We start from the raw sequence: 17,123 nt of genomic DNA on the forward strand, positions 1-17,123 counted from the left end.
TTTCATCACACCGCGAAAATCTTGCCCGGATTCATGATGCCGTTCGGGTCGAATGCGGCCTTGATGGCTTTCATATATTCGATTTCCACCGGCGAGCGACTATAGGTCAGGTAGTCCCGCTTGGTCATGCCTACGCCGTGTTCGGCCGAGATCGAGCCATGGTATTTCTCGACGATCTCGAACACCCATTTGTTCACTGTCGCACACTTGGCGAAAAATTCATCCTTGCCCAGGTTCTCCGGCTTGAGAATATTCAGGTGCAGGTTGCCATCGCCAATGTGGCCGTACCAGACGACTTCGAAGTCCGGGTAGTGTCTGCCGACGATTGCGTCTATTTCCTTGAGAAAATCCGGGACGTTCGAGACAGTCACCGAAATGTCGTTCTTGTACGGCATCCAGTGGGAGATGGTTTCCGAGATGTATTCACGCAGCTTCCACAGATTCTGTAGCTGGGTTTCGCTCTGACTCATCACGCCATCGAGCACCCAGCCCTGTTCCACGCAGTGCTCGAAGGTAGCCAGGGCGTGATTGGCAACGTCTTCGGTAGTGGCTTCGAACTCCAGCAGAGCGTAGAACGGGCAGTCGGTTTCGAACGGTGCCGGCACGTCGCCCCGACCCATGATCTTGGCCAAGGCCTTATCCGAAAAAAACTCGAAGGCGGTCAGGTCGAGTTTGCCCTGGAAGGCGTGGAGCACGGGCATGATCGAATCGAAGTCCGGCGTGCCGAGCACCATTGCCGTGAGGTTCTTCGGCGCCCGATCCAGGCGCATGGTGGCCTCGACCACGAAACCGAGGGTGCCTTCGGCGCCGATGAACAACTGCCGCAGGTCATAGCCAGTGGCGTTCTTGATCAGATCCTTGTTCAGCTCCAGCAGGTCGCCCTTACCGGTGACAACTTTCATCCCGGCTACCCAATTACGGGTCATGCCATAGCGAATCACCTTGATCCCGCCGGCATTGGTGCCGATATTGCCGCCAATCTGGCTGGAACCAGCCGAAGCGAAGTCCACCGGGTAGTACAGCCCATGCTCTTGAGCCTTGTTCTGCAGTTGTTCGGTGATGACGCCCGGCTGGCAAACGGCGGTGCGGTCGGTGAGGTTCACCCCGAGAATCTGGTTCATGTAGTCGAATGAGACGACCACTTCGCCGTTGGCCGCCACGGCTGCGGCGGAAAGCCCGGTGCGTCCGCCCGAAGGCACCAGGGCGATCCGGTGTGCATTCGCCCAGCGTACGATGGCCTGGACCTGTTCGATGGTCTTGGGGAAAACGATGGCACTCGGCGCCGGGGCGAAGTGTCGGGTCCAATCCTTTCCATAGGCTTGCAGGGAGTCGGCATCGGTCAGCACCTTGCCAGGCTCGACCAGGGACTTGAGCTCTTCTATCGGGGCAGGATTGGTCATCGGCAAAACTCTCGAACAATTCATGGTCACCCTGAGAACGCTTCATGTCGCAGAATGAGTGTTTGCAGGTCGCATATGCTAGCATACCGCCCCCGTAGAACAGTGCCGAAGGCCGTTCTGCGGCGACGGCCATCAAGCCGGTCGGGCCAGCGTCGCGCGGTCCGATTCCCTGCCATTTTTTCCGGGACACAGGTTTACGCAGATGAGCAAGACTTCTCTCGATAAGAGCAAGATCAGGTTCCTTCTCCTCGAAGGCGTCCACCAATCGGCTGTCGACGTCCTCAAGTCGGCGGGCTATACCAGTATCGAGTACATCACCAGTTCTCTGCCGGAAGCCCAGCTCAAGGAAAAGATCGCCGATGCTCATTTCATCGGCATTCGCTCCCGCACCCAATTGACCGAAGAGGTCTTTGACCACGCCAAGAAACTGGTGGCGGTCGGCTGCTTCTGCATCGGCACCAACCAGGTTGACCTCGACGCGGCTCGCGAACGCGGTATCGCGGTGTTCAACGCACCGTACTCCAACACCCGTTCCGTTGCCGAGCTGGTGCTGGCCGAAGCCATCCTGCTGCTGCGCGGCATCCCCGAGAAAAACGCTTCCTGCCACCGTGGCGGCTGGATCAAGAGTGCGGCCAACTCCTTCGAAATCCGTGGCAAGAAGCTGGGGATCGTCGGTTATGGCTCGATCGGCACCCAGTTGTCGGTCCTGGCCGAAGGCTTGGGCATGCAGGTGTTCTTCTACGACACCGTGACCAAGCTGCCACTGGGCAACGCCACCCAGGTCAACGATCTGCATGAGTTGCTGGGCATGTCCGACATCGTGACCCTGCATGTGCCGGAAACCGCGGCGACCCAATGGATGATCGGCGAGAAGGAAATCCGCGCCATCAAGAAGGGCGGGATCCTGATCAACGCCGCCCGCGGCACTGTGGTCAAGCTCGATGCGCTGGCCGACGCGATCAAGGACAAGCACTTGATCGGTGCTGCCATCGACGTGTTCCCGGTGGAGCCGCGCTCCAACGACGATATCTTCGAAAGCCCGCTGCGTGGCCTGGATAACGTGATCCTGACCCCGCACATCGGTGGCTCTACCGCTGAAGCCCAGGCCAACATCGGTCTGGAAGTGGCGGAAAAACTGGTCAAGTACAGCGACAACGGTACTTCGGTATCGTCCGTGAACTTCCCGGAAGTGGCCCTGCCGGCGCACCCTGGCAAACACCGCCTGCTGCACATCCACGAAAACATCCCGGGTGTGATGAGCGAGATCAACAAGGTCTTCGCGGAAAACGGTATCAACATTTCCGGTCAGTTCCTGCAGACCAACGAGAAGGTCGGTTACGTCGTGATCGACGTCGATGCCGAATACTCGGACCTGGCGCAAGAGAAGCTGCAACACATCAAGGGCACCATTCGGTCCCGCGTGTTGTTCTAAAGAGCAGTGGCGAGCTGTTAGCTTCAAGTGGCATGTAATGAAAAAACGGGAGTCCATAAGGACTCCCGTTTTTTATGGCCTGATATAAACCTGTGGGAGCGAGCAGGCTCGCACACAGAGGTATTTACTGTCAGTCAATCACGTTTATTTCACGTTTACGGTGATCTTTTCGGAGACAATCGGCGGATCGAACGGTACATGGCTGAAGTCGCCCAGCTCCAGCTGCAGTGTGTGCTTGCCTGGTGCCAGTTTGATGGTGGCCTCGGTTTGCGCCTTGCCGAAGTGCATGTGGTTGGCGTCGGCCGGAATCGCCGCGCCGGCGGCAGGCAGTTTGTCGACGTCGATCAGCAGGTGATGATGTCCGGTGTTCTTTGTCGTATCACCCGCCGGTGCCAGCGCAACGCCCTCGACGCCGAACTTGACCTTGAATTCCTGGGGGACGGTGGCGCCATCCTCTGGGGATACGAAAAATACCTTTGCGTCTTTAGGCGCGGGCGTTGCTGTCGCCAGCATCGAGGTTCCCAGCAACAGGCCTGCTAAAACTGCACGTGACATAAAGCTTTTCATTTTTTTCTCCAGTTTTTCCGTGAAATCCTGTTGGTCGTGACAACTTCATGACCAATCGTTGTCGAAGCCTGCAACAACCATAGCAAAGCGAGCCTGAAACGAGCGTCGCTTGTACCCATACAAAGGAGTGACCATGCGTTTCCTGCCTGGCCTGATCTGCCTGCTACCCCTTCTGAGTCCCCTGGCCCATGCCGAGCTGATTGATGACGTCAATGATCGTGGCGAATTGCGCATCGCCCTCGAAGCCAATGCCGCTCCCTTCAACTTCAAGGAGGACGGCAAGCTCAGCGGCTTCGAAGTGGAACTGGGCCAGATGCTGGCCAATGAACTCGATGTGCGCGCCGACTTTGTGGTCACCGATGCCGCGGATCTGCTGAGCGGCGTGGAAAGTGGCAAGTACGATGTCGCCATCAACCACATAGCAATGACCCCGGAACTGGCGGAACGTTTCGACACCAGTGCTGCTTACAGCCACCCGGATGCGCAGCTGTTGGCGAAGAAGGAGGAAGCACCGCGCCCGCTCATGATGGCGCAGTCTTTCCAACCGGAAGAAAAGCGCGGTCCGGCACCGAGTCTGGTGATCCCGTTCCAGAAGGGCAACCCGGCGTTCAAGGCCAGCGTGGACAACGCCCTGGCGCGTATCAAGGATGATGGGAGGTTGGAGCAGTTGACGCAGAAGTGGTTGGGTAAGCAGCAACCGGTTGGACAGTAGTGCCGTCATCGCGAGCGGGCTCGCTCCCACCGGGGAATGCCATCACCTGTGGGGACGAACCTGTTCGCGATGAGGTCTTCAAGGGTTAAAGCGTCTTGCGCCACACACTCGCCAGCCATGGCTGTTGCTCCCGGGGCAACCCCGTCGGCCGGTAGTAGTGTTCCAGTTCGACAAAACCGGCTGCGATGAGCAGCGTGCGCCAAGCCTCGAGGTCGTGATAGGCGCCGAAGCGCTGGCCGTTCCAGCCCTCCTGGTTCTCGCCCCGGGGGTTGGAACTGAACAGCACACCGCCGGGCTTGAGGGTGGCATGCAGCTGCCTGAGCACTCTAGGCAGTTCCTGGACGGGAATATGAAACAGTACGGCGTTGGCGAAGATCCCGTCGAAGCGTTCGGTTGGCAGGTCAAGTTGCAGGAAATCCTGTTGCCAGACCTCGCACCCGCTGTCGTGATGGGCCATCCGGGCGAATTCGGCTGAGCCGTCCAGGCCCACCGCCACATGGCCCATGGCGGTGAATTTCTGTAAGTCCCGCCCGGGACCGCAACCGAAATCCAGAATGTGCAGCGGTGTCTGGCCCTGGATATGGCGCAGTAGTGCATCGATATTCTGGCTGACATCGTGATCGCGGGTGCCTTCGCGAAACTCCTCGGCGACGGCGTTGTAATGACCCAGGGTCGTGGTGGTGATGGCGTGCAGGTCTTCGGGAGTAAGTTTCATGGTCGTTGGCTTGGATGGGGAGCGTGGGCGGACTATAGCGCAACAGCATGGCGTCACGACCCGACAGAAACACACTCCCCTTCTCGTACAAGCGTTGGCGTCTCCGGGGGGCTTCGCTTCAAGGCTTCATGCGTCTCGGTTCGGCGGCCATGAGGGGGGCTTTCGGTGGCGTTCTCGAATAGGACCTGGCGCAACCGATCGTCAGCGTTCTGGGTGGCGCCCAGTGGGAGTTGTTGCCCACTCGATCGAGGATGCAATAGGTGACCTCCAGGCGCAGGTCTTCTCCCGCTTCCAGAATGATCTCCGGGGGCACCCATACATTGACCGGTTGGCCCACTTCGCTTGATTTGATCCGGGGCAAGTCCATGCGCACATCGCCCCAGCGCAAGGTGATTGCATCGTCGACGGCCATGTTCAGGTAGGGCTCAATGGTCAACGGGACTCCGCGTTTGATCTGGCTCGGGTTCACCCCGTGACGACGGATGGCGTCTGGAATACGCACCGGTGCCAACCCTTGGTTTTCATCGCCACTCAGGGTTGATGTCCGGCCGCCTGGGCAATCGAGCTTGACCTGCACCCGATGCGTTGCCGACAACGCTGGTCCGCGCCCGATTCGCATCACACGATAATGGATGCGCGAGCTGCCGTTGACGATGAAGCTCTCCGGCACACGCAGCGTGACGCTGGCTTGTACATCCGCCTCGGTCAGCAGGCGGGAGCCGACGTAGCAGTTGTCCCAGAACAGTTCGATCAGGTCGCCGGTATCCATGCCGGGATAAGGGGCGATGAGCACTTCCAGGCGAGCGGCACCGGTGATGTTGATACCGGTACGGCAGGCATTGGCGAGGGAGGGAGCGGCCAGCTCCGGGATGGTTGACGTACATGTCATGGTGTTCTCCTTGAGGCTTGAAAAACAAAGTCCGTTTCGGAAAGATCAAAGGCGTTGAAATACGCGCCCTACTTCATTGTGAAGTCTTGGATGCGTTCCTGCGGCGATTCGCTGCGTACAATTGAAATAATGCGCGTCGCCTGTTGGTCAACTAGATACGGGGTCGATAGTTTCAGTGTCAATAGAGGTGCTTGCTTATTAGTGGGCTATGTATCTCTTCAGAAATTTCCCACGTGATGAAGTTAAAAGTACACAGCGAGAATAGCCTTTTACCTCGGCTTGAGAGCCTGGTCGAAGGTCGGCGGAGCACGAACTGGCAGGGAGTTTGGCGAAAGGGAAGTGTTGCGAGGGGTATGTCTGCACCGCGCGTCAAATAATTCAAGATGCTAGGCGGTTTTAAGGCTTTGAGTTTGTTTTAAAAACGACAGCTCCTTCCATCCCTGGAAGTAAGCCTCTATCGATGAATTACTGCGCACCGTGACCGGCGGAGAGAAACTTGCTGAGGAACTGTCGGGTGCGTTCTTCCTTGGGCGCTGCGAACATTGCCTTGGCTTCACCTTGTTCGACGATCACGCCCTTGTCGAAAAACACCACGCGGTTCGCCACATCACGAGCAAAGCTCATTTCGTGGGTCACGATGACCATGGTGCGTTTTTCTTCGGCCAGGCCGCGAATGGTCGCCAGGACTTCTCCGACCAGTTCCGGGTCCAGCGCCGAGGTCGGTTCGTCGAACAAGATCACCTGTGGTTCCATCGCCAAAGCCCGGGCAATCGCCACCCGTTGTTGCTGACCGCCGGAGAGGCGCCGTGGATAGGCGTCCTCCTTGCCAGCCAGGCCAACCTTGGCCAACAGCTTGCGGCCCAGGGTTTCAGCGTCGGCGCGTGGGGTCTTCTTCACCACCAGCGGCCCCTCAATGACATTTTCCAGGGCCGTGCGATGGGGAAACAGATTGAAGTTCTGGAACACAAAACCCACCTGCTGGCGCAGACGACGCACCAGTCCCTGCTGCTGGTTCAACGGGCGGCTGCCATCGATTTCGATGTCACCGACCTTGATCCGGCCGCTGCTGGGTTCTTCGAGGAAGTTCAAGCAGCGCAGGAAGGTGGTCTTGCCCGAGCCGCTGGGGCCGATGATGGCAATGACTTCGCCTTCCTCGACCTGCAGGTCGATGCCGTTGAGTACCGTCTGACCCTTGAATTGTTTGGTCAGCTTTTCAACCACGATCATGCTTCAAGACTCCTGCTCATGCCGGTTGACCCGCGCTTCCAAACGGTTTTGCACATGGGCCAGGGCGCTCACAAGGATCCAGTAGATCAATGCGGCAGACAGGTACATGGCGAAAATTTCAAAGGTCCGTGCAGAAACCAACTGCGCCTGGCGGAGCAATTCAGGTACCTGGATGGTGGCGGCCAGCGAGGTGTCCTTGACCAGCGACGTGAAGCTGTTTCCCAAGGGTGGCAGGGCCGTGCGCATGGCTTGTGGCAGGATGGCCCGGCGCAGCGTCTGCACGCGGGTCATGCCGATACTGGCCGCCGCCTCCCACTGGCCGCGTTCGATGGAACTGATGGCGGCCCGCAGGGTTTCACAGATGTAGGCGGCCATGTTCAACGAGAGGCCGATCAGCGCAGCAGGTATCGGGTCCAGCTCGATGCCCACCTGGGGCAGGCCGTAATACATCATGAACAATTGGACCAGCAATGGCGTGCCACGGAAGAACGAGACGTAGATCCGGGCGAACCAGTTCACCAGTTTGAAGCGTGACAAGCGCATCAAGGCCAGGACAAACCCGAGCAGGAAGCCGAAGAACATTCCGCCCAGGCTCAGGATGACCGTGAAGTACACGCCCTGAAGCAAGAAGGGCGTGGAACTGAGGACGAGTTGGAGCTTTGCTTCCATTATTGAGTGACGTCAGCGTTGAAGTATTTCTCGGACAGCTTCTTCAAGGTGCCGTCGGCGCGCAGCTTATCAATGGCTTGGTTCACCGCCGCCAGCAGCTCGGGTTCGCCTTTGCGCAAGGTCACACCGGCTTCCTGGCGGGAGAAGGCGTCGCCGGCAACCGCGGTGTCCGGGGCTTTCTTCGCCAGTTCAAAGGCGGCCAGGCGGTCCACCAGAATTGCGTCGATACGGCCGATACGCAGGTCCTGGTACTTGGTCGGATCATCCTCGTAGGTACGGATGTCGGCCTTGGGCACGTTGTCCTTGAGCCATTGTTCGTAGTTGGTGCCCAGGCCTACACCGACTTTCTTGCCAGCCAGGTCGGCGGCGGCCTTGATATTGAGTTTTTCTTCGTTCTTTTTCAGAACCAGCGCCTGGATACCGGAGACGGTGTAAGGCTGGGAGAAGTCGTACTTCTTCTTGCGCTCTTCGGAAATGGTGACCTGGTTGATCACGGCGTCCAGACGCTTGGACTCCAGCGCAGCCAGGATGCCATCCCATTTAGTGGCTTGCAGCTTCACCTTTACACCCAGTTCTTTGGCCAGGGCTTCGGAAAACTCTACTTCGAAACCGGCCAGTTTGCCGTCGGCATCGACGAAGCTGAACGGTGGATAGGTGCCTTCCAGGCCGACGTTGATCACGCCTGCGTCCTTGATTTTTTGCAGCTGCTCACCGGCGACTGCTTGCCCCAGCAGGCCGGCGCTCAATGCCAGGCCCAGCGAACCGATCAACAGGTTGCGACGTAATGCAGAAAAATTCATGACAAGCCCCTGTGTTTTCTTATGAAGACGTATTGGATTAGAAGGTGTAGCCGTGATCTGGAAGACTGCCACATCCTGCCTTAAAGCGGTGCGTGCGTCTCGTGGCAAATAGGCCAGTGGGCGTGACTATAGGGCGGCTTCCATAGATTGGAAAATAATATTAAATCATCCACATATTCCAAATGGAGTTGTTAATTGTGGGAGCGAGCCTGCTCGCGATGGCGGCGTGTCAGTCAGCGGCTATTCGACTGATACACCGCCATCGCGAGCAGGCTCGCTCCCACATCAAGACCTCCGAACTTCAGAACGCGGCGTTGTAGGCAAACAGCGCCGGAGCCCCGCCGGTGTGCAGGAAGATGATCGGACCCTCGTCAAAACGGTCGCGGCCGATGCCGTCGAGCAGGCCGGCCATGGCCTTGCCGGTGTAGACCGGATCCAGCAGCAGACCTTCGAGGCTTGCCAGCAGCTTGACCGCTGCCAGCGTACCGGCGTTCGGCTCACCGTAGCGAGGGGCGAAATATTCGTCCCACAGGTTCACCTTGAAGGCCTCTGGAAGGGCTACCTCAAGCAACTGGGCGACGCGCTCGGCAAGCCCCTGGACCTTCGGCAATTGGTCTTCTTCACTGCGCGATACCGTGACGCCAATCACTGGAAGCTGCGGCAGTGTTTCACTCAAGGCCAGGGCCAGGCCGCTGTGGGTGCCGGCACTGCCCGAGGCCAGCACCACGGCGGCGAAGTCCAGGCCGGTGTCCTTGATCTGCTCGGCCAACTCCAGGCCGGCGCGCACGTACCCCAAAGCGCCCAGGGCGTTTGAGCCACCAATCGGCACCAGATACGGCTTCTTGCCGTTGTTGCGCAGCCGCGCGGCCAGGGCCTGCAGCTGCTCATCGGCGTTATCCAGGTTTTCCACCAGTTCGACCTTGGCATCGAACAGCTCCAACAGCAATCGGTTGCCATTGCCCAGGTAATTGGCGTCTTCGGTGCCGATGGGGTTTTCCAGCAGCGCCACGCAACCGAGGCCCAGTCTGGCGGCCAGTGCGGCAGTCTGGCGCACATGGTTGGACTGGATCGCGCCGGCGGTAATCAGCGTGTCGGCACCCTGGGCCAAGGCGTCGGCGCCGAGGTATTCGAGCTTGCGCAGTTTATTGCCACCCAGGGCCAGGGGCGTTAGGTCGTCGCGCTTGATGTAAAGGTCGCGACCGAGCCATGAGGAGAGGCGTTCGAGTTTTTCCAGTGGTGTCGGATGGCCGAGCAGGTCGAGGCGGTTAAAGCGGGACAGCTGTTGTTTGATCATGAGTCCGTACTGGTTGTAGGCAATGTCTGGACTATAGGCACGCTGATATTCACGGGCAACCGTCAATCGTATCTGGGGGCTCTCTGGTCTTGTTCGCAAGATGAACTGTTGGCTGTGGGAGCAAAGCTTGCTCGCGATAGCGATAGACCAGCCAACATCTTTGCTGACTGGCTTACCGCTATCGCGAGCAAGCTTTGCTCCCACAGGTTTGTGACTCAACTGACTGGCACTAGGGCCAGTCTTGCTCCCACAGGAAGCGTAGGTGGTTACCGCGAATGAAACAAAAACGCTGAGCAACGTCATACCTTCCCTTGGGCTAGCGTGAAGCACGTACCGCCGAGCCCGACGATTAGTCCTTAGCTGCCTATTCATGTTTAAATTGAACGTTCATTCAAGTTAAACCATTGGTTTGCTGCCCGCTCACAACAGGAGGCTTGCCTTTGCTGAGTCTGTTATCCACTGTCACGGTTTCCCACTTCGGGGTGCTTCGTTCATGAGTGCCTCGTCCCTTCCACCCAGCGGCCTGGTCCGCATGAACCCGCCGGTGTTCTACTTCGCGGCGACGGTTATCCTGCTGTTCGGCCTGGTGGTGATTGCCATGCCCGAGCAAGCCGGTGCCTGGCTACTGGCGGCGCAGAACTGGGCGGCCAATACGGTCGGCTGGTATTACCTGCTGGCGATGGCCCTGTATCTGGTCTTCGTGGTGGTCACCGCCTTGTCCGGCTACGGCAAGATCAAGCTTGGTGTCGACCACGACGAGCCCGAATTCAGTTACCTGTCCTGGGCCGGAATGTTGTTCGCCGCCGGGATCAGCATCACGCTGTTCTTCTTTTGCGTCTCCGAACCGCTGACCCATCTGGCGCAGCCGCCTCAAGGCGAGGCCGGCACTGCCGACGCAGCGCGCCAGGCCATGCAAATACTGTTTCTGCATTGGGGCCTGCACGGCTGGGGCGTGTTTGCGTTCGTCGGCATGGCCCTGGCGTACTTTGCCTATCGACATAACCTGCCACTGGCCCTGCGTTCGGCGTTGTATCCCCTGATCGGCAAACGCATAAACGGCCCCATCGGCTATGCCGTCGACGGCTTCGGCATCATCGCGACCGTATTCGGCCTCGGCGCCGACATGGGGTTTGGGGTCCTGCACCTCAACTCCGGTCTCGACTACCTGCTGGGCATTCCTCATACCCAATGGATTCAGGTCGGCCTGATCGTGCTGATGATGGGAGCGGCGATCATCGTGGCGGTGGCCGGCGTCGATAAGGGCGTGCGGGTCATGTCCGACATCAACATGTTGCTGGCCTGCGCGCTGCTGCTGTTCGTGCTGTTCGCCGGGCCCACCCAGCATTTGCTCAATACCCTGATCCAGAACGTGGGTGATTACCTCGGCGCCCTGCCGATGAAGAGTTTCGATCTGTATGCCTACGACAAGCCCAGTGACTGGCTGGGAGGCTGGACGGTCTTCTATTGGGCCTGGTGGATCGCCTGGTCGCCCTTCGTGGGGCTGTTCATCGCACGGATATCCCGTGGTCGTACCATCCGTGAGTTCGTGTTTGGCGTGCTGCTGATTCCCTTGGGTTTCACGCTCGCGTGGATGTCGATTTTCGGCAATAGCGCCATCGACCAGGTGCTGAACCACGGCATGAGCGCCCTGGGCATGTCGGCGCTGGACAATCCGTCGATGAGTCTTTACCTGCTCTTGGAAACCTACCCGTGGAGCAAGACGGTCATCGCAGTCACGGTGTTCATCAGTTTCGTGTTCTTTGTGACCTCGGCCGACTCTGGCACCGTGGTGCTTTCAACGCTCTCGGCCAAGGGCGGCAATCCCGATGAAGACGGTCCGAAATGGCTGCGGGTGTTCTGGGGAGCGATGACCGCCCTGGTGACCAGCGCGCTGCTGTTTTCCGGAAGCATTGATGCGTTGAAGTCGGCGGTTGTGCTGACTTCACTCCCGTTCTCGTTGATTCTGTTGATGATGATGTGGGGCCTGCACAAGGCGTTTCACCTCGAGTCCCAGAAGCAGATCGCGCAGTTGCACTCCCTGGCTCCGGTGTCGGCCTCGCGGCGAGGCAAGGGTGGCTGGCGCCAACGCTTGAGCCAGGCGGTGCATTTCCCGTCTCGGGACGAGGTCTATCGCTTCCTCGACACCACGGTACGTCCGGCCGTCGAGGAAGTGAAAGCGGTGTTCGCCGAGAAGGGGCTGACGGTGGTGACCCAGCCAGATCCGGCCAACGACAGCGTCAGCCTGGAGATCGGCCATGGCGAGCAACACCCGTTCATCTACCAGGTGCAGATGCGCGGCTACTTCACGCCATCCTTCGCCCGGGGCGGCATGGGCTCCAAGCAGATCAACAACCGTCGTTACTATCGTGCCGAGGTGCATTTGAGCGAGGGTAGCCAGGACTACGACCTGGTGGGTTATACCCGGGAGCAGGTCATCAACGACGTCCTCGATCAGTACGAACGGCACATGCAGTTCCTGCATCTGGTGCGCTGATCGGGCGGTGACTCAGACAAGCCCGCCGTTGGCCCGCAGGATCTGGCCATTCACCCAGCCGGCAGCAGGGCTCACCAGGAAGGAAAGGATGCTGGCGATGTCCTCCGGCTGGCCGAGGCGCTCCAGAGGGGGCATCTTGGCGTGTTGCTGGATCTGCTCTTCGCTTTTGCCGTGCATGAACAGTTCGGTCGCCACCGGGCCGGGAGCGATGGCATTGACGGTGATCTGACGGCCGCGCAGCTCCTTGGCGAATACCTGTGTCAGCGATTCCACCGCTGCCTTGCTGGCGATGTACACCGAATAGCCGGGCAGGTTCAGGCCAACGGTACTGCTGGAGAAGTTTACGATGCGGCCGCCATCGTTCAGACGGGTCGCGGCTTCGCGCATGGTATTGAAAGTGCCCCGGGTGTTGATCGCGAAAGTCTGATCGAACAATTCGTCGCTGTGTTGCACCAGGGGCGCTACCTGCAGGATGCCGGCGTTGTTGATCAAAACATCGACCTTGCCCAACTGCGCTTCTGTTTCATCGAACATCCGGCGAACGTCGACGGCAGAAGACACATCGGCCTTGATCGCTATGGCCCGGTGACCGGCCTGGCGCAACTGCACCACCAGCTTCGAGGCTTCGGTGGCACTGCTGGCGTAGTTGACGGCGACAGAAAAGCCGTCGTGAGCCAGTTGCTTGGCGAGTTCTGCGCCGATGCCGCGGGAGGCACCGGTGATGATGGCTACTTTGGAGATTTGAGTCGACATGGCTGGAAGTCCTTCGTTGAGTGGAGTGAATCCAGATTCACATGTTTACTCACGTCGATAAATGCACGAGAGTTGCCTTGACTGTTCAATAATCACCAACAATCAGGGCGTGGGCATTCAATGGATCAGGTCAAGGCGATGAGGGTGTTTGTACGCATCTACGAGCGCAGCAGTTTTACCCTGGCCGCCGAAGACCTGCACCTGCCCCGGGCCACGCTGACTCATACTCTCAATCAGTTTGAAGCCTGGTTGGGCGTGCGCCTGCTGGAGCGCAGCACCCGCAAGGTACGACCGACACTGGATGGCGAGGCCTATTACCCGCGCTGTGTGCAACTGCTGGCGGAACTTGAAGAGGCCGAGCTGGCGTTTCGCAGCGTGGCGCCCAAGGGACGGCTGCGGGTCGACTTGCACGGAACCCTGGCCCGGCATTTCGTGATCCCGGCGCTGCCGCAATTCATGGCCCGATACCCGGACATTGAATTGTCCATCAGCGAGGCCGATCGTTTAGTCGACCTGATCAGCGAAGGGGTCGATTGCGTGCTGCGGGCCGGCACGCTGGGGGATTCGTCATTGATCGGCCGGCGCGTCGCCAACCTGCGGCAGATCACCTGCGCCAGCCCCGCCTATCTGCGCCAGTACGGCGAACCGAAAAACCTCGACGACCTGAGCCGGCATCGGGCGGTGAACTACGTTTCTCGCACCAGCGCCAAACAGTATCCGTTCCAGTTCATGGTCGAAGGCGAACTCAAGGAAGTGACTATCGACGGTGCGCTCTCGGTGTTCGGTGCCGAAATCTACGCCGCTTCGGCTATTGCCGGCCTGGGCCTGATCCAATGCCCGCACTATCGAATGGAAACGCAGATCCAGCAGGGCCTGCTCCAGGAAGTCCTCACGGCCACCCCTCCGCCGTCCATGCCGATATCGGTGCTCTACCCCCACAACCGTCACCTTTCGCCGCGGGTGCGGGTGTTTGTCGATTGGATGACAGAGGTGTTTGCCGGGGCGCGTTAGCGCTTATTTCGGGCTTGTGATCGCTGCACCATCTGTGGGAGCGAGCCTGCTCGCGATGAGGCCTTTTCTGCCTACGTATCATTGCCTGTTCCGCCGCTATCGCGAGCAGGCTCGCTCCCACATTTGATCTCGCTGCAATGCTCTTTCCGGGCGACTACGCGAACTTTCGACCTGACTGATGCGTCTGTGAAATGTTAGCTTCTGCCATCCGCGCCGTCCCCGAACAGAGAGCCTTCGATGACCTACATCGCTGCTGAAAACCGCTACGAGTCCATTCCCTATCGCCGCGTTGGTCGTAGCGGGCTGGTGTTGCCGGCGTTGTCGCTGGGGTTGTGGCACAACTTCGGCGACAGCACTCCAATAGACACCCAGCGTGCCTTGCTGCGCACGGCGTTTGACCTGGGCATCAACCACTTCGACCTGGCGAACAACTACGGGCCACCCTATGGCAGTGCCGAGATCAATTTCGGTCGGTTGTTGCATGAGGATTTCAAGCACTACCGCGACGAGCTGATCATCTCCAGCAAGGCCGGTTGGGACATGTGGCCCGGACCGTATGGCCAGGGCGGCGGGTCGCGCAAGTATGTGCTGGCCAGCCTCGACCAAAGCTTGCAACGGCTCGGACTCGACTATGTGGATATCTTCTATTCCCACCGTTTCGATCCGGATACCCCGCTGGAAGAAACCGCCAGCGCCTTGGCCACGGCAGTGCAACAGGGCAAGGCGTTGTACGTCGGTATTTCTTCCTATTCCGGGGTGAAGACCCGGGAAATGGCCGCGTTGCTCAACGAGTGGAAAATCCCCTTGCTGATCCACCAACCAGCCTACAACCTGCTCAACCGCTGGGTGGAAAAAGACCTGCTGGAGGCCACCGACGAATTGGGTACCGGTGTGATCGCTTTTACCCCGCTAGCCCAGGGCCTGCTCACGGACAAATACCTCAAGGGCATCCCGTCCGATGCGCGAGTCAATCGTCCGGGTGGCGGCTCGCTGCAGGCTTCGCACTTGTCGGAGGAGAACATCGCCCACGTGCGCGCCCTCAACGAGATCGCCCAGCGACGCGGTCAAAGCCTGGCACAGATGGCCCTGGCCTGGACCTTGCGCGATCCTCGGGTCACGTCTGCCCTGATCGGCGCGAGCCGCCCGGAGCAGATCATTGAGAACGTCGGAGCGCTGAAGAACCTGGAATTCAGTGCCGAGGAACTGGCGGAGATCGATCGATTTGCCCAAGAGGGCGGTATCAATCTCTGGGAGAAGCCTTCTTCGGCGGAGTAACACCAAAGCTGAACGCAAACGCTGTGGCGAGGGAGTCTGATGTTTACTCCTTCCCGCTATGCCCGTAGGAGCTGCCTCGCGAAGCGAGGTTGCGATCTTTTCCCAGGCAATTGAGTCGCGAGCGAAAGATCAAGATCAAAAGCCAAAGGATCGCAGCCTTTGGCAGCTCCTACAAAGAGCCGAGCGGGAGCAAGCTCCCTTCAGTTACTGATCGCCAGAATGCTCGCCTGGTAAGAACCAACGAACACGTCGAAATCCCCCACTTCGTTCTGCTCCAGCTCAGTTTGCTGGGCCAGGGATTCGCGAGCGGAGGCTTCGAACGCGGCCTGTTCCTGGGCCGGCAATGGTTCGGCACGGAAGAACTCGGCGTGGGCCTTGCTCTGACGCAAGGAGAACTGGGCGAAGCTTTCCTGATGTTCCGCCATGGCCGCCAACACCCGTGCGGAGGGCGTCAAGGATGGGTCCCGCACCTTCGCCAGTTGCGCATCCAGGGCCTGGCGGTGAGCATCGCCATCGTGGCTCTGGTCGAGCAACGATGCCAACGGTGCGATCTGCTCCAGCAGTTCGATGGCCCAGGCTTGCATGTCCACCGATTGCCCCTGGCGTAGCAACTGCAGGCCCGGCTTGCGGCCTTCCTTGACCACGGTCAGGAAGTTGTCCGTGGCATTTCCGCATTCGCTGTTTTCGAACAACGGACTTTCGTTGAGGCCGCAATACAACAGGAACGCATCGAGGAAACGGGACTCGGTGACGTCAATGCCCAATGGCATGAACGGGTTGATATCCAGGCAGCGTACTTCGACGTACTGGATGCCCCGGGCCATCAAGGCCTGGATCGGACGTTCGCCGGTGTAGGTCACGCGTTTGGGGCGGATGTTGGAGTAGTACTCGTTTTCGATCTGCAGGATATTGGTGTTGAGCTGTACCCACTCGCCGTTCTGGTGCGTGCCGACTTCGACATACGGCGCATAGGGCGTCGCCACCGCTTTGCGCAGGCTGTCGGTGTAGCTGGCCAGATCGTTGTAGCACGGCGTCAGGCCGGCCTGGGCGTTGCTCTGGTAACCCAGGTCGCTCATGCGCAGGCTGGTGGCATAGGGCAGGTACAGGGTGTCCGGGTCCAGTTGTTCCAACTGGTGCGGGCGACCCCGCAGGAAACCGGCGTCCAGGGCCGGCGAGGCACCGAACAGGTACATCAGCAGCCAGCTGTAGCGACGGAAATTACGGATCAGCGCGATGTAGGCCTGCGACTGGAAATCACGGTCGCTGACATCTGGCGCCTCGGCCTGGCGGAGCAATGGCCAGAGTTTTTCCGGCAAAGAGAAGTTGTAATGGATCCCGGCAATGCATTGCATGGTCTTGCCGTAGCGCAGGGCCAGACCCTGGCGATAGACGTACTTGAGCCGACCGATGTTCGAGGTGCCGTAATACGCGATCGGGATCTCTTCTTCCGCCGGCAGCGGGCATGGCATCGACGGGCTCCACAGGTATTCGTCACCGAGTTTGCTGTAGACAAACCGGTGGATCCTGTCGAGGCTGCTCAGGGTGTCGGCCGGGTCCGCCAGGGCGGGGGTGATGAACTCCAGCAGCGACTCGGAATAGTCGGTGGTGATCTGCTCGTTGGTCAGCGCCGAGCCCAGGGCTTCGGGATGCGGGGTCAAGGCCAGGCGCCCGCTGCTCGTGACACGCAGGCATTCACGTTCGATACCGTGCAGGCACTGCTCGAGCAGGGAGAGGTTGGCGCGCTCGCCGAGCAGGGCCAGGCGGCGGTTTAAGAGGTCGCTCAAGTTGAATTCCTTCACGCGTCAGTCGCCCCAATATGGGGGTGGGCAAGTCGCTCTACAAGGGTGAAGTTGAAACTGGCGTTATCGCCTGGTTTTGTACGGCC

15 protein-coding genes are annotated in these 17,123 nt (G+C 59.3%); 5 read left to right on the forward strand and 10 right to left on the reverse strand.

The window, feature by feature from the left end; genetic code table 11:
• Positions 1–5: 5 nt before the first annotated feature.
• A complete protein-coding gene (locus QZH45_RS02140) occupies positions 6–1,400 on the reverse strand; it encodes an FAD-binding oxidoreductase (protein ID WP_024777963.1) in 1,395 nt (464 codons plus the stop codon).
• A gap of 202 nt (positions 1,401–1,602) precedes the next feature.
• Between QZH45_RS02140 and serA the strand changes: the two genes are divergently transcribed.
• On the forward strand, positions 1,603–2,832 hold the full coding sequence (serA, locus tag QZH45_RS02145; RefSeq protein ID WP_024777964.1) for a phosphoglycerate dehydrogenase: 1,230 nt from the start codon (positions 1,603–1,605) through the stop codon (positions 2,830–2,832).
• 144 nt (positions 2,833–2,976) lie between these two features.
• Here the strand turns inward: serA and QZH45_RS02150 are convergent, their stop codons facing one another.
• Complete coding sequence (locus QZH45_RS02150; protein ID WP_024777965.1) at positions 2,977–3,399, reverse strand: DUF4399 domain-containing protein; 423 nt, start codon at positions 3,397–3,399, stop codon at positions 2,977–2,979.
• 133 nt (positions 3,400–3,532) lie between these two features.
• On the opposite strand from QZH45_RS02150, the gene QZH45_RS02155 reads away from it, so the two are divergent.
• On the forward strand, positions 3,533–4,111 hold the full coding sequence (locus QZH45_RS02155) for a transporter substrate-binding domain-containing protein (protein WP_024777966.1): 579 nt from the start codon (positions 3,533–3,535) through the stop codon (positions 4,109–4,111).
• Positions 4,112–4,196: 85 nt separating this feature from the next.
• Here QZH45_RS02155 and QZH45_RS02160 read toward each other — a convergent pair whose 3' ends face one another.
• The 6 genes from QZH45_RS02160 to QZH45_RS02185 all read right to left on the reverse strand — a co-directional run bounded on the left by QZH45_RS02160 (position 4,197) and on the right by QZH45_RS02185 (position 9,705).
• Complete coding sequence (locus QZH45_RS02160; protein ID WP_053193105.1) at positions 4,197–4,826, reverse strand: class I SAM-dependent methyltransferase; 630 nt, start codon at positions 4,824–4,826, stop codon at positions 4,197–4,199.
• A gap of 118 nt (positions 4,827–4,944) precedes the next feature.
• Positions 4,945–5,715, reverse strand: a complete 771-nt coding sequence (locus QZH45_RS02165) for a hypothetical protein (protein WP_024777968.1) — start codon at positions 5,713–5,715, stop codon at positions 4,945–4,947.
• Between the two features lie 465 nt (positions 5,716–6,180).
• On the reverse strand, positions 6,181–6,942 hold the full coding sequence (tcyN, locus tag QZH45_RS02170; RefSeq protein ID WP_024777969.1) for an L-cystine ABC transporter ATP-binding protein TcyN: 762 nt from the start codon (positions 6,940–6,942) through the stop codon (positions 6,181–6,183).
• 3 nt (positions 6,943–6,945) lie between these two features.
• Entirely contained in the window at positions 6,946–7,611 is a 666-nt protein-coding gene (gene tcyL, locus QZH45_RS02175) for a cystine ABC transporter permease (RefSeq protein WP_055136231.1), read from the reverse strand.
• Complete coding sequence (gene tcyJ / locus QZH45_RS02180; RefSeq protein ID WP_024777971.1) at positions 7,611–8,411, reverse strand: cystine ABC transporter substrate-binding protein; 801 nt, start codon at positions 8,409–8,411, stop codon at positions 7,611–7,613. The genes tcyL and tcyJ overlap by 1 nt, the downstream gene beginning before the upstream one ends.
• A 301-nt stretch (positions 8,412–8,712) precedes the next feature.
• Positions 8,713–9,705, reverse strand: coding sequence for a D-cysteine desulfhydrase (locus QZH45_RS02185; RefSeq protein ID WP_024777972.1), 993 nt, complete (start codon positions 9,703–9,705; stop codon positions 8,713–8,715).
• 532 nt (positions 9,706–10,237) lie between these two features.
• On the opposite strand from QZH45_RS02185, the gene betT reads away from it, so the two are divergent.
• Complete coding sequence (betT, locus tag QZH45_RS02190) at positions 10,238–12,199, forward strand: choline transporter BetT (RefSeq protein WP_167355746.1); 1,962 nt, start codon at positions 10,238–10,240, stop codon at positions 12,197–12,199.
• 12 nt (positions 12,200–12,211) lie between these two features.
• Here the strand turns inward: betT and QZH45_RS02195 are convergent, their stop codons facing one another.
• Positions 12,212–12,952, reverse strand: a complete 741-nt coding sequence (locus QZH45_RS02195; RefSeq protein WP_024777974.1) for an SDR family oxidoreductase — start codon at positions 12,950–12,952, stop codon at positions 12,212–12,214.
• A 120-nt stretch (positions 12,953–13,072) separates the two neighbouring features.
• Here QZH45_RS02195 and QZH45_RS02200 point away from each other — a divergent pair, with 120 nt between their 5' ends.
• Together QZH45_RS02200 and mgrA are read left to right on the forward strand one after the other, a co-directional pair.
• Positions 13,073–13,963 carry a LysR family transcriptional regulator gene (locus QZH45_RS02200; RefSeq protein WP_024777975.1) on the forward strand — a complete coding sequence of 297 codons (891 nt, stop codon included), beginning with the start codon at positions 13,073–13,075 and terminating at the stop codon, positions 13,961–13,963.
• Between the two features lie 237 nt (positions 13,964–14,200).
• Entirely contained in the window at positions 14,201–15,238 is a 1,038-nt protein-coding gene (gene mgrA / locus QZH45_RS02205; protein WP_055136169.1) for an L-glyceraldehyde 3-phosphate reductase, read from the forward strand.
• A gap of 200 nt (positions 15,239–15,438) precedes the next feature.
• Here mgrA and gshA read toward each other — a convergent pair whose 3' ends face one another.
• Entirely contained in the window at positions 15,439–17,022 is a 1,584-nt protein-coding gene (gene gshA / locus QZH45_RS02210; protein ID WP_055135998.1) for a glutamate--cysteine ligase, read from the reverse strand.
• Positions 17,023–17,123: the final 101 nt, after the last annotated feature.

The sequence above is a fragment of the Pseudomonas corrugata genome (assembly GCF_050920615.1).
Classification (GTDB): Bacteria; Pseudomonadota; Gammaproteobacteria; order Pseudomonadales; family Pseudomonadaceae; genus Aquipseudomonas; species Aquipseudomonas corrugata.